We start from the raw sequence: 12,752 nt of genomic DNA on the forward strand, positions 1-12,752 counted from the left end.
CAGGTTAACGCAGCCTTGCCGCCAAGGTAAGTCAGATCATCCGAAATTGGCGAGTGCGGGGAAGGTTTCCAGCAACCACCAGCTGAACTCGGTGAACAGGCCAGTGATCAGCATGATGCCGACGAACAGCAGCAGACCCCCCATGACCTTTTCTATCGTACCCATATAAGGCTTGATCCGGTTCATCACCGACATTGACCGGTTCAGGAACATCGCGGCCAGCAGGAACGGAATACCCAGACCTGCCGCATAAACACCCAGCAACAACGTACCCCGCGCCACCGAGGACTCGGACGCTGCCAGCGACAGGATCGCACCCAGTTGCGGCCCGATGCAAGGAGTCCAGCCGAACGCAAAGGCCAGACCCAGGATATAGGCACCAAAGACCGAGCCCCCGGAATCTCCCGTCTCAATGCGCGCCTCACGGTCCAGAAACGGAATGCGGAAAACGTTCAGAAAATGTAGACCAAAGACAATGACCACCGCGCCGGAGAGTTTGGCGAAGAGCACCTGATTCTGCAGCACGAACACCCCAAAGGCCGAAGCTGTGAACCCCAACAGCAAGAAAACCGTGGACAGACCCAGCACAAAGAACAGCGCAGACATCGTCGCCTTACGCCGCGCACGCGCTTCGTCCTGCATCTCGTTGATGGTCACACCGCTCATATACGCCAGATAAGGCGGCACGATGGGCAGCACGCACGGCGACAGGAAGCTGATTAGCCCGCCCAGCATCGCGATGAACATGGCGGGCAGTAGGCCCGCGTCTATGATATCAATTCCGAACATAAATCAGCACATATGGTATCAACCCCGCCACGTCACGGGGCCATTCGGTCACATCCCCGTGCTTGGACGCTGGACACTGCGTCAACTTGGAAATATCTGCACATTATGTCTAGCCCCACTGAAACGCTGGATGCGCTGGGTCTTTTGTGCCCATTGCCCGTCCTGAAAGCCAGAAAACGCCTTAAATCTATGCCCTCGGGGGCGATTTTGCGCGTGTTGGCCGATGATCCTGCCGCCATCATCGATGTTCCGCATTTTTGCGCCGAAAGCGGGCACCAGCTGGTGTCACAAGAGGATGCGGACGGACATCAGATCTACCTGATACAAAAATCGGGCTGAGGTGGAAACACACCCGGTTCAAGAAAAAGGCGGGCTCAAAGCCCGCCTTTCTTGTTTATTGCCCCAAGGACCACCAACCGCGCCGTTTCGGTTTGGGCGGTTCGCTGGGTTGCTCAGGCTCTTCGGAAACAACTTCCAGAACAGGCTCAGGCGTCTCTGCGACCGGCTCTTCCGTCGCCACTTCGACCTCAGCAATCTGGACTGTCTCGGTAACCACTTCTGTCTCGGTCACCTCATCCGCTGCCGGCGCATCGGCTTCCGCTGAAACCGGTTCGGTCACGACCTCAGCAGCTTCAAGCTGTTCAACGGCTTGTTCCGGCGCAGGTTCCTCGGCCTTCTCAGCGGCTGTTTCTTCGGTCTTTTCAACAGGTGCATCTTCAGATTCCGAGGCGCTTTCTTCAGCCACTTCAACCGCTTCTACGTCCTTCTTACTGCGGCGCGGCGCACGGCGACGTTTCGGTTTTTCAGCCTTTTCTTCCGCTGCGGGTTCCTCAGCTTCGGCTTCAGCAGGTGCTTCTTTCGTTGCTTCGGCCGCCATCTCACCGTCTTCGGCACTAGTTTCAGGTGTATCCCCCGAACCGTTGCTTTTCTTGCGACGACGGCGGCGGCGTTTGCGCTTGGGCTTGGTCTCTTCTTCTGCCTGAACCGGTGCTTCTTCTTCGCCGGTTTCGTCCTCGTCCGCATCCACCAGATCCATCAGCGTTGCGTCCACGGATACAACCGGCGCTGTCGCCTCGGGCACGATGCGGCTGGCGGTCTTGAACTTCTCCATCGAGAAATCGGGACTGACCAGATGCACGTCGCCTTCGATACGAACCGACAGACCATAACGCGCTTCGATCTGCGCAATATGTTCCCGCTTTTGGTTCATCAGGAAATTGGAAATGCTGACCGGGCAGCGCACCAATACCTCGCGCGAGCGGCGGCGAGTGCCCTCCTCTTCGATCTGACGCAGAATGGTCAAAGCCATATTGTCGTCCGAGCGGATCAACCCAGTGCCATGACAAGACGGGCACGGCTGTGTTGTCGCCTCCAGCATGCCGGGGCGCAGACGCTGCCGGCTCATCTCCATCAGGCCAAAGCCGGATATCCGACCGACCTGAATACGCGCGCGGTCTGTCTTGAGCTTGTCTTTCAGACGCTTTTCAACGGCCGAGTTGTTCTTACGCTCGTCCATGTCGATAAAGTCGATGACAATCAGGCCAGCCAAATCGCGTAGACGCAACTGGCGCGCCACTTCTTCAGCGGCCTCAAGGTTGGTCTTAAGCGCGGTTTCCTCGATCGAGCCTTCCTTGGTCGCTCGGCCTGAGTTCACGTCGATCGCCACCAGCGCTTCGGTCACACCGATCACGATATATCCGCCGGACTTCAGCTGTACCGTCGGGTTGAACATACCCGTCAGATAGCTTTCGACCTGATAGCGTGCAAACAGAGGCAGCGCATCTTGGTATTGTTTCACGTTCTTGGCGTGGGACGGCATGATCATTTTCATGAAGTCCTTGGCGATGCGGTAACCGCCTTCGCCCTCGACCAGAACCTCGTCAATCTCGCGGTTATAGAGATCGCGGATCGACCGTTTGATCAGGTCGCCCTCTTCATAGATCTTGGCAGGCGCGATGGACTTCAGCGTCAGCTCGCGGATCTGCTCCCACATGCGTTGCAGATACTCATAGTCGCGCTTGATTTCGGACTTGGTGCGCTTGGCCCCCGCAGTCCGAATGATCAGACCGGCTCCAGTTGGCACATCAATCTCAGCCGCGATTTCCTTCAGTTTCTTGCGATCCGGGGCGTTGGTGATCTTGCGGCTGATGCCACCGCCACGCGCGGTGTTGGGCATCAGAACGCAATAGCGACCCGCCAGCGACAGGTATGTGGTCAGCGCAGCACCCTTGTTGCCACGCTCTTCCTTGACGACTTGCACCAGTAGAACCTGGCGCACTTTGATCACTTCTTGGATCTTGTACCGGCGCGGACGTGGCTTGCGCGGCGGACGAATGTCCTCACTGTCATCCTCATCAGCCACTGATTCAATGCTGTCATCCTTGGCGGATGCGTCCGAGCGAGGCTGTTCTTCGGTCTCGCCTTCGTCTTCAGCGTCGGTTTTGGTGTCTTCAGCAACAGAAGCGTCTTCTGCGTTTTCGTCCGCAGCGCTTTCTACTTCAGCCTCCCCTTCGGGAGAGGTATCTTTCGCCTCAACGTCTGCAGTTTCTTCTACAGACTCCGCAGATACCTCTTCCGTGGCGGCTTCTTCAGCCTCGGCAGCAGGTTCCTCCGCGGTCGCGGGCTCTTCTGCCTCAGCGGCAGGTGCCTCAACTTCATCCGAGGCTTCTGCGTCATCGCTGGGTTCCTCAACCGGCGTGTCAGCGACATGATCCATCGGAGAGGTACCTTCAGGTACCGACAGATCAGCCCCTTCTTCGCCCTCATCCAGATCAATCGTTTCCATGCCCGTTGGCTCAGACGAAACCTCGATGGATTCGACTGCGTCGTCGGATTTCACATCCGCCGCTTTGGTCCGCGACCGGGACCGCCGCTTTTTGGGCTTGGCTTCTTCAGCCTCGTCCCGCGCCTTCATCGCCTCGGCATAGGCGCGCTCTTCTTCCATCAGCGCTTCGCGGTCGGCGACCGGAATCTGATAGTAATCCGGGTGAATTTCCGAGAACGCGAGGAACCCATGCCGGTTCCCGCCGTAATCCACAAAGGCCGCCTGAAGGGACGGTTCTACTCGCGTAACTTTTGCTAGATAGATATTGCCAGCAAGCTGACGTTTGTTTTCGGACTCAAAATCGAACTCCTCGACCTTGTTTCCGTCGACCACCACAACGCGGGTTTCTTCCGCGTGGGTGGCATCGATAAGCATTTTCTTAGCCATGTGTCCTTGATGCACCGCGCCAAACGCGTTGTCCTTACCCGTCCGGGGGGACAGGCGCTTTTGGGGTGGTGTCTTGTCAGGGCGATATCGGACGGCGCGCGGCAGGGTCTGGCGCTGTGGCCCCCTGCCCGTACACTCGATCGTTGCGCGCGCGTCATCGCGGTTCTTCTCCGACAGGCGCGGAATGCCGCGTCCTGCCCATTTTTTCCTTTCGCCCGCTCAGGCGGGCTCAGGCGTTCAACTGCCCGGTTAAGGGCATAATCGGTCTGCTTTGCCTCGTGGGGATCATCACCATCCGCGGCAGAGCAGCGAAACTCAAAGCTTGGGGTTTAAGAGCGCAAAAAGGCCCGGCCCGTTCCGCCACCATAAAGGTAGTCCTGTGGAAAAGACAATGGGCAAACTGCACGGTTCACTCTGAACACGGGCCAGGATCGCTTCATCTGGCCAAAAATACCTCGGGGGAGTGAATTGGCCCAAAGGGCTAAGAGAGGGGGCTGGCCCCCTCCCTGGTGTTTACAGGTAATCCGAACGCTGCAGGCTGTATTTGGCCATTTTCTCGTTCAGCGTCCGTCGCGGCAGGCATAGCTCTTCCATCACGGACGCAATCGAGCCCTTGTGACGGCGCATCGTGTTGTCGATCAGCATCCGTTCGAACGCCTCGACATATTCCTTCAGCGGCTTGCCCTCAGTCGTCATAACCGGCTGCATTTCTTCGTGATCCGACATCAGCAACGAGGCAATCGTCCCGGAACCCCGGCGAGATTGCAGCACGGCGCGTTCGGCGATGTTGATCAGCTGACGCACATTGCCCGGCCACGGGGCCTGCAGCAACTGCGCGGCCTCCTGCGCACTGACCTGCGGGGCATCACAGCCATATTCTTCTGCAAATTGCTCACTCAGACGGGTGAACAGCGTCAGGATATCTTCGCCGCGCTGGCGCAAGGGCGGCATGGTGATCCGCAACGCCGCCAAGCGATAAAACAGGTCCGGACGCAGTACATCTTCGCTTGTCTTACCTGCCTCTTGCAGGTTCGAAATTGCCACGATCCTGGTCTCGGCCGGTGTGCCCTGATCGTTCATGACGCTCAGCAGTCGGGCCTGCAGCGTGTCACTGAGCGCCTCGACATCCTCCAGCACCAACGTACCACCGCGCGCCTCTTCAATCGCGGGCAGTTGCGCGTCTTCGGGCATCATCGGACCAAATAGACGTTTCGACAGCGCCTCTTCCTCAAGCGCTGCGCACGAAACCAGAACGAATTTCTTGCCCGCCCGGCTGCCAACAGCATGCAGAGCATGCGCAACCAGGGTTTTACCCGTGCCGGTCTCACCGTCGATCAGAACATGGCCGTCCGCCTGCCCCAAATCCAGGATATCCTCTCGCAGGCGTTCCATCACCGGGCTGGCCCCGATCAGCTTGTTCATGATCTGAGTGCCGCCGGACAGCTCGCGCCGCAAGGCCCGGTTGTCCAATGTCAGACGGCGAGCATTGCTGGCGCGTTTCGCCAGTTCCGACATGCGATCCGGGTTGAAGGGCTTTTCAAGAAAGTCGAACGCGCCCACACGCATCGCCTCGACCGCCATCGGAACATCGCCGTGACCGGTGATCATGATGACCGGCAACGTGCTGTCGGCCCCCATCAGCTTTTTCAGCAGTTGAATGCCATCCATTCCCGGCATCTTGATGTCCGAGATCACAATGCCCGGATATTCCGGCCCCAATACCTTCAGCGCGTCTTCGGCGCTCGAGAACGTTTCAGTGTCATATCCCGACAGTGCCAGCCATTGGCTGATCGACTGGCGCATGTCCTGTTCGTCGTCCACAATGGCGATTTTCATGGCCTGTGCCATAGTCATTCCTTTGTTATTCAGCGGCCTCCAGGCCGTCGCTTCCTAGTATCGGCAATTGCATCTCAAACACCGCGCCGCCGTGCTGGCCGTTGCGCGCAGTCAACCGTCCCCCATGGTCGTTCACGATACCCGACGAGATGGCAAGCCCCAAACCGACCCCATCGCCGGGCTGCTTGGTGGTGTAGAAGGGCTCGAACAGATTCTCGATATTCTCGATCCCGTGACCATTGTCGCGGACGGTCAGCACCGCCATGTCACCAGCTGCCAGGATAATTTCAACATCCGGCTCTGATACAGATTTGGTGGCGTCCAACGCATTGCGCAAGAGGTTCACCATCACTTGTTCGATCCGCATCCGGTCCCCCATCACTATAACGGGTTCTTCGGGCAGGATCTGCGTTATTTTTACGTGCCGCTGTCGCAGCTGCGGCTCCATCATCGAAAGGCTGGAAGCCAGCGCTTCGCCAAGGTTTACGGGCGAAAACGCATCCGCGCCCTTGCGCGCATAGGATTTAAGCTGTCGGGTGATCGCCCCCATCCGTTCAATCAGACCATCGATGCGACCAAAGCTGGCCAGCGCCTCTTCGGGGCGGTTTCTGCGCAGCAACAGACGCGCGCCTGCCAGATAGGTCTTCATTGCAGCCAGCGGTTGATTCAGCTCGTGGCTGACAGCGGCCGACATCTCACCCAAGGCTGCAAGTTTCGAACTTTGCGCCAGCGTTTGCTCGGCAACTTCCAGTGTCTTTTCAACTCGTTCACGCTCAGCAATTTCCCGCTGTAGCCGCATGTTCAATGCGCGAAGCTCTGCCGACTCGCGCTGGAACAACGCCATCCGCAACGTCGCCCGGCGGCTCAGCGCGTAAAAGGCCAGCGCCAGCAGAATCGCGAATCCCATGATTTCGAGCGCCAGAACGCTGTTCACCTTTTCCCGGATCGAGGCATAAGTGGTGAATGACGTCATTTGCCAACCGCGGAATGGTATGCGCGTCTCCATGCGCATCACGGCCTCACCCTGCAGATAGGCATCGGGCGGCAAAGCGGTCCAATCGGTCGTGGCCCGGATTGCACGCTGGATGGCCCCTTCGGGCGGTTGGCGCAGCATCGCCTCGCCCTCTTGCAAACCGCGCCACTGTGGTTCGGTCGACAAGATGATCGTACCTGTACTGTCCGCCACCATCACCGCGTCCGAAATCCCCGCCCAGGCCAGTTCGAACTTGTGCAGATCGACCTCAACCACAATGACGCCAAGGATTTCGGCGTTGGCCTCCATACGGCGCGAATAGACAAAGCTATAGCCGCCGGATTCCTTCGGGATTACCGTAAAGATCGTGGCGTTCGAGCGCACAGCATCAATGAAATAAGGCAAACTCCTGTGTGCCTCACCCAAACGGTTGCGGTCAGTGGAGGCGACAGAGCGCCCGTCCCCATCCAACAACATCAGCGAGGCAGCACCAATTTCTTCCACAAATGAGATCAGGCGCTGGGTCGACAAAGAATAATCGCTGGACTGAAGCGCCGAAATCAGCGTGGGGTCCCGCGAAAGCAGCTGCGGCACAATCGCATTTCTGCGCAGTTCGCTCAGCAGGTTCCCGGAATACAGGGCCAGACGCAGCTCGGCCCGATTTCGGGTGGACTCGGTAAATCTGTCCGTCAGCAGCCGGTTCGTGATCCAGATCGTCGCAACAGCCACCACCAGCAGGGTAATGACAGCCAAACGCAGGCGCCACCCAAGGGGCGCGCCGCGAAAAGGTTTTGTCAGAATGGACCAGCCAGAGCGAACATCAGAACTCATCCCGGGAAATTACGCGGGCTTGATCGCAACCTCAAGTCACGCAGGTGCGAGGACCCCCGACAATGCGCGGAACAATGCCGTTCCGTCAGTGCCGCCGTGACCGTCATCCGCCGCCCGTTCAGGGTGTGGCATCATACCCAGCACCCGGCGGTTTTCCGACAGGATACCGGCAATATCGCCGACCGAACCGTTTGGATTCTCGGTATAGGTGAATGCGATCCGATCCTGATCCCGCAACGCAGCCAGAGTGGTGTCATCCGCGAAATAATTGCCGTCATGGTGTGCAATCGGAATACCGATCACATCACCGGCGTTGTAACCTTGGGTAAAGGCGCTGTCGCTGGTTTCCACCTTCAGACCGACGGTTTTGCAGATGTATTTCAGACCCGCATTGCGCAGCAGCGCACCCGGCAGAACGCCAGTCTCTGTCAGAATCTGGAAGCCATTACAGACACCCACGGCATAGCCACCACGGTTGGCATGTTCGACAACCGCCTTGCAGATCGGTGATTGCGCGGCAATCGCGCCGCAACGCAAATAGTCACCATAGGAAAACCCGCCGGGAACGCCCACGATGTCGATGCCCTCCGGCAGCGCGGCATCCTTGTGCCAGACCATGTCGACCTGAAACCCCGCCTGTTCAAAAGCGACGGCAAGGTCCCGGTCACAATTGGACCCAGGGAATACGATAACAGCAGCGCGCATGGCGGGGCCTCCGGGGTAAAGGGTCAGACCAGTTCGATTTCGTAGCGTTCGATGACCGTGTTGGCCAACAGCTTTTCGCACATCTCGGTGATGTCGGCCTCGGTCGCGCCTGCAGCCAGCTCTAGGTCGATCACCTTGCCTTGTCGCACACCTTCAACCTGATCGAAGCCCATGGCGCCCAATGCGTGCCGCACTGCTTCACCCTGCGGGTCAAGGACCCCGTTCTTGAGCATCACATGCACCCGTGCTTTCATTCCTGCAACTCCAGCTGAGGGCCATGGTTCCGGGCCCGTTCCGTTGCGCGGGGGGATAACCCGACAAACCGCGTTCGACAACCCTTGTCCGCACACAGTTTGCCGCAGGTGTGACGCTCAGCCACTGCCGGTTAACCCGGGGTAACGCGCATCAATGGCGTTAAACGTTCCGGTCAGCACCATCTCAACCGCCACAGCCACAAGAATAATTGCCATAACGCGGGTGATCACGTTGATCATGGTTGGCCCAAAAAACCGCGAGATTGGGTCGGCGAACAGCAACCCCAGCCCGACGATGGCGCAGGCGATCAGTACGGCTGAGCCCAATGTCACGATCTCGGCCCCATCCGAAAGTGTATGAGCAAACACGATTGTTGTAGCAATCGTCCCCGGTCCGATGGTCAGCGGTATTGCCAACGGCACGACGGCAATGTTGCTTTTCTTCCTTGCACCCTCTTCTACCGCCCTTTGATCACCTTTTGGCGGGTCCGATGCGTTCAACATTGACATGCCAACCCCCAGAATGATCAGCCCACCGGCAATGCGGAAGGACGGGATGTCGATGCCGAAGACCGCCAAAATCTCTTCGCCGACCAATACCGCGATCAGGGCCACGACAACCACTGTTCCGGTTACGACCAATGCCACGCGCTTGCGTTCGGGGCCCGAGTAACCTTCGGTCATGCTCAGAAAGATCGGGATGCCGTAAAGTGGATTGAAGATCGCCAGCAATGCCGCGAGGAATTTCAGAAAAACCGCCTGATCGAACAATTCGGCCATGTCGGGACCATCCTTAATTGTATCCGCCCCGACAATGCGAAGGTGCGGACCGTCTGTCAAACCACCAGAGCAAAAGAAAAAAGCGCCGTCTTAGCAAACGGCGCTTTTGACAGAATTCGACACCGAAAACCGGCTTAGTTGATCAGCGTGGGTTTCGTCACGTTGGTTTTTGGCAGAACACCAAGACGTCGTGCGACTTCGGAATAGGCATCGGTCAGATTGCCCAGATCGCGGCGGAACACATCCTTGTCCAGTTTCTGACCGGTCTCGATATCCCACAGGCGGCAGCTATCCGGGCTGATCTCGTCCGCGATAATCAGACGCTGATAGTCGCCGTCATAAACGCGGCCGATCTCGATCTTGAAATCAACCAGACGGATGCCCACAGCCAGCATCACACCGCTCAGGAAATCATTCACGCGCAGTGCCAGGCTAAGGATATCTTCCATATCCTGCTGGCTGGCCCAACCAAAGGCGGCAATGTGTTCCTCGGTCACCAGAGGATCACCCAGTGCATCATCCTTATAGCAATACTCTACAATCGGGCGCGGCAACTGCGTGCCCTCGGCGATGCCCAGACGTTTCGACATCGTCCCAGCGGCATAGTTGCGCACGATCACTTCCAGCGGCACGATTTCGCAGCTGCGCACCAACTGTTCGCGCATGTTCAGGCGGCGGATAAAGTGGGTCGGCACGCCAATCTGGGTCAGGCCGTTCATGAAGAACTCGCTCAGGCGGTTATTCAGCACGCCCTTACCGTCGATCACGTCCTTTTTCTCGGCATTGAACGCGGTGGCATCATCCTTGAAATATTGCACGATGGTGCCCGGCTCTGGGCCTTCATACAGAATCTTTGCTTTACCTTCGTAGATTTTCTTGCGACGCGCCATAAGCGACCCTTCCAGTCTGGTAAGAGGGAATGAGTCCCCTCACGTTGGCGTCCTCATAGTGCAAGCCCCCCTTTCCCGCAAGTTCGCACACAAGAAAGACTTTGATACAACGCAAATCCCTTGCACGCGGCGTTCTGTATGGTCATATCAACATCAACGATATGTTACTCGAAGAGGTCCCCAACCTATGACGACGTTTGACGAACGCGAATACGCATTTGAAGCCAAGTTTGCGCATGATGAAGAGATGCAGTTCAAGGCACAGGCCCGCTGCAACAAACTGCTTGGTCTATGGGCCGCGGAAAAGCTGGGCAAAACCGGTGACGAAGCGGAAGAATACGCCAAAGCCGTCGTAAAATCCGATTTTGAAGAAGCTGGTCACGAAGACGTCGTGCGCAAGGTTTCGGGCGATTTGGGGACGTTGTCCTCGGACGATGAAATTCGCGCCAAGATGGCCGAGCTTCTGCCCGAAGCCAAGTCGCAGATTCTTAGCGAGACTGACTAAGGGCTTTAGCCCCACCTCATGATCTTCATGAGATTTATGAATTTGATTTGGCGTCCCGGTCGTGAGACACGGGGCGCCTCTGTTATTATCAGGCCAATTGCGCCTTTTTCCGGATAACCCCAATGACAAATGCATTGATCGAACTTCTCAAGACCAAAGATGCCATTTTGGCAGACGGTGCAACTGGGACCAACCTGTTCAACATGGGTTTGCAATCGGGTGATGCGCCCGAGTTGTGGAACGTGGATGCGCCGGACAAGATCCGCGCGCTGTATCAAAGCTCGGTGGATGCGGGCAGTGATCTTTTCCTGACCAACACTTTTGGGGGCACTTCAGCCCGTCTAAAGCTGCACGACGCGCAAAACCGCGTGGCCGAGTTGAACCGAATCGGTGCCGAGTTGGGACGTGAGGTTGCAGACAAAGCCGGACGCCCGATCGTTGTGGCCGGATCGGTTGGCCCAACCGGCGAGATTCTGGTGCCCGTTGGCAGCCTGACCCATGCCGACGCCGTCGAAATGTTCCATGAACAGGCCGATGCGCTTAAGGCTGGTGGTGCCGATGTTGTGTGGCTGGAAACCATAAGCGCCCCTGAAGAATTCCGCGCTGCCGCTGAGGCGTTCGCCTTGGCCGATATACCCTGGTGCGGCACCATGAGCTTTGACACCGCAGGGCGCACCATGATGGGTGTCACTTCGGCCGATCTGGCGCAGTTGGTCGAAACCCTGCCTAACCCGCCGATTGCATTTGGGGCCAACTGCGGCACCGGCGCGTCTGATATCCTGCGCACTGTTCTGGGCTTTGCAGCACAAGGCACCGAGCGTCCCGTGATCTCGAAAGGAAATGCCGGTATCCCGAAATACGTGGACGGTCACATCCACTATGACGGCACGCCCGAACTGATGGGTGAATACGCCGCCATGGCGCGGGATGCCGGGGCCACAATCATCGGCGGTTGCTGCGGCACCATGCCCGATCACCTGCGCAAGATGCGCGAAGCGTTGGACACAAAACCGCGCGGTTCGCGCCCAACACTGGATCAGATCACCGATGCCCTGGGGCCGTTTACTTCGGCCTCGGATGGTACCGGCGACGATGCCGCCGCGCCCGAGCGACGCACGCGCCGCCGCCGTCGCGCCTGAGCGCTTTAGCGCCCCTCGAATTTCGGGGGGCGTTTTTCCATGAAGGCCACGACACCTTCGGCAAAGTCACGGCTGCGCCCGCATTCCCCCTGCAAATGCGCCTCTGACGCCAATTGCTGTGGCAGGGTGTTTTCATAAGTGCTGCGGATGGCCTGTTTGATCGCGCCAAACCCGGCTGTGGGACCATTTGCCAGATAGGCTGCACGTTTGCGCCAATGGGCGTCGAATTCGGCGTCAGGAACAGCCTCCCAGATCAGACCCCATTCATCAGCCTGTCGTGCGCTGATCTTGTCCGCGAACAAGGCGGCTCCCATCGCTTTGGCGAACCCCATCTGACGCGGCATGAACCATGTACCGCCCGCATCCGGCAACAACCCGATCCGGGCGAACGCCTGCAGGAAGTATGCGCTTTCGGTAGCGATCACCACATCAGCACACAGCGCAAGGTTCGCCCCTGCCCCGGCTGCCGGTCCGTTCACAGCTGCAATGGTGGGCACTGGGCAGTCGTAAATGGTTTCCAGCATGGGTTCATATTCATCGCGCAGCGTGCGTTCTAAATCGACCTTGCCGGTGCTGGACGCATCCCCCAGATCCTGTCCTGAACAAAAGGCGCTCCCCGCTCCGGTCAGAACGTTTGCCCTTGCATGGCGCGCGGCATATTTCATTGCATGAGTGACTTCGGCCCGCATCTGCGCTGTCATCGCGTTCATCTTGTCGGGCCGGTTTAGGGTGACAACCGCCAAATCGTCTGTGATGTCCAACAGGATTGTTTCGTATTCCATGAACCTTCCCCCAATTCCAAACTTTTCGGAACCCTGACCGAAATGGAGGGGAAGGAA

The 12,752-nt window shown here is 58.0% G+C and carries 12 protein-coding genes; 3 read left to right on the top strand and 9 right to left on the bottom strand.

Going from position 1 to position 12,752, the window contains the following annotated elements:
• Window positions 1-36 precede the first annotated feature (36 nt).
• Entirely contained in the window at window positions 37-789 is a 753-nt protein-coding gene (locus tag AB1A64_RS07380; protein WP_170348618.1) for a cytochrome c biogenesis protein CcdA, read from the bottom strand.
• Between the two features lie 105 nt (window positions 790-894).
• On the opposite strand from AB1A64_RS07380, the gene AB1A64_RS07385 reads away from it, so the two are divergent.
• A complete protein-coding gene (locus AB1A64_RS07385) occupies window positions 895-1,128 on the top strand; it encodes a sulfurtransferase TusA family protein (protein WP_366550818.1) in 234 nt (77 codons plus the stop codon).
• A 55-nt stretch (window positions 1,129-1,183) separates the two neighbouring features.
• Here the strand turns inward: AB1A64_RS07385 and AB1A64_RS07390 are convergent, their stop codons facing one another.
• The 7 genes from AB1A64_RS07390 to purC form a co-directional block, all read right to left on the bottom strand.
• On the bottom strand, window positions 1,184-4,000 hold the full coding sequence (locus AB1A64_RS07390) for an Rne/Rng family ribonuclease (RefSeq protein WP_366550819.1): 2,817 nt from the start codon (window positions 3,998-4,000) through the stop codon (window positions 1,184-1,186).
• A gap of 513 nt (window positions 4,001-4,513) precedes the next feature.
• Window positions 4,514-5,848 (bottom strand): sigma-54 dependent transcriptional regulator, encoded by a 1,335-nt coding sequence (locus AB1A64_RS07395; protein WP_170358340.1) that lies wholly within the window; start codon window positions 5,846-5,848, stop codon window positions 4,514-4,516.
• Window positions 5,849-5,861: 13 nt separating this feature from the next.
• Window positions 5,862-7,640, bottom strand: a complete 1,779-nt coding sequence (locus AB1A64_RS07400) for an ATP-binding protein (RefSeq protein WP_366550820.1) — start codon at window positions 7,638-7,640, stop codon at window positions 5,862-5,864.
• A gap of 36 nt (window positions 7,641-7,676) precedes the next feature.
• Window positions 7,677-8,345 carry a phosphoribosylformylglycinamidine synthase subunit PurQ gene (gene purQ, locus AB1A64_RS07405; protein ID WP_366550821.1) on the bottom strand — a complete coding sequence of 223 codons (669 nt, stop codon included), beginning with the start codon at window positions 8,343-8,345 and terminating at the stop codon, window positions 7,677-7,679.
• 23 nt (window positions 8,346-8,368) lie between these two features.
• Window positions 8,369-8,599, bottom strand: a complete 231-nt coding sequence (gene purS, locus AB1A64_RS07410; protein ID WP_170348612.1) for a phosphoribosylformylglycinamidine synthase subunit PurS — start codon at window positions 8,597-8,599, stop codon at window positions 8,369-8,371.
• A 117-nt stretch (window positions 8,600-8,716) separates the two neighbouring features.
• Window positions 8,717-9,379, bottom strand: a complete 663-nt coding sequence (locus tag AB1A64_RS07415; RefSeq protein ID WP_366550822.1) for a MarC family protein — start codon at window positions 9,377-9,379, stop codon at window positions 8,717-8,719.
• Between the two features lie 134 nt (window positions 9,380-9,513).
• A complete protein-coding gene (gene purC / locus AB1A64_RS07420) occupies window positions 9,514-10,269 on the bottom strand; it encodes a phosphoribosylaminoimidazolesuccinocarboxamide synthase (protein WP_366550823.1) in 756 nt (251 codons plus the stop codon).
• 187 nt (window positions 10,270-10,456) lie between these two features.
• Here purC and AB1A64_RS07425 point away from each other — a divergent pair, with 187 nt between their 5' ends.
• Window positions 10,457-10,774, top strand: coding sequence for a DUF1476 domain-containing protein (locus tag AB1A64_RS07425; protein WP_170393940.1), 318 nt, complete (start codon window positions 10,457-10,459; stop codon window positions 10,772-10,774).
• 122 nt (window positions 10,775-10,896) lie between these two features.
• Window positions 10,897-11,913 (top strand): betaine--homocysteine S-methyltransferase, encoded by a 1,017-nt coding sequence (bmt, locus tag AB1A64_RS07430; RefSeq protein WP_366550824.1) that lies wholly within the window; start codon window positions 10,897-10,899, stop codon window positions 11,911-11,913.
• A gap of 5 nt (window positions 11,914-11,918) precedes the next feature.
• Here bmt and AB1A64_RS07435 read toward each other — a convergent pair whose 3' ends face one another.
• Complete coding sequence (locus tag AB1A64_RS07435) at window positions 11,919-12,695, bottom strand: enoyl-CoA hydratase-related protein (protein WP_366550825.1); 777 nt, start codon at window positions 12,693-12,695, stop codon at window positions 11,919-11,921.
• Between the last annotated feature and the right edge of the window lie 57 nt (window positions 12,696-12,752).

Origin of the sequence: Ruegeria sp. ANG10 (assembly GCF_040705255.1) — a bacterium.
Classification (GTDB): Bacteria; Pseudomonadota; Alphaproteobacteria; order Rhodobacterales; family Rhodobacteraceae; genus Ruegeria.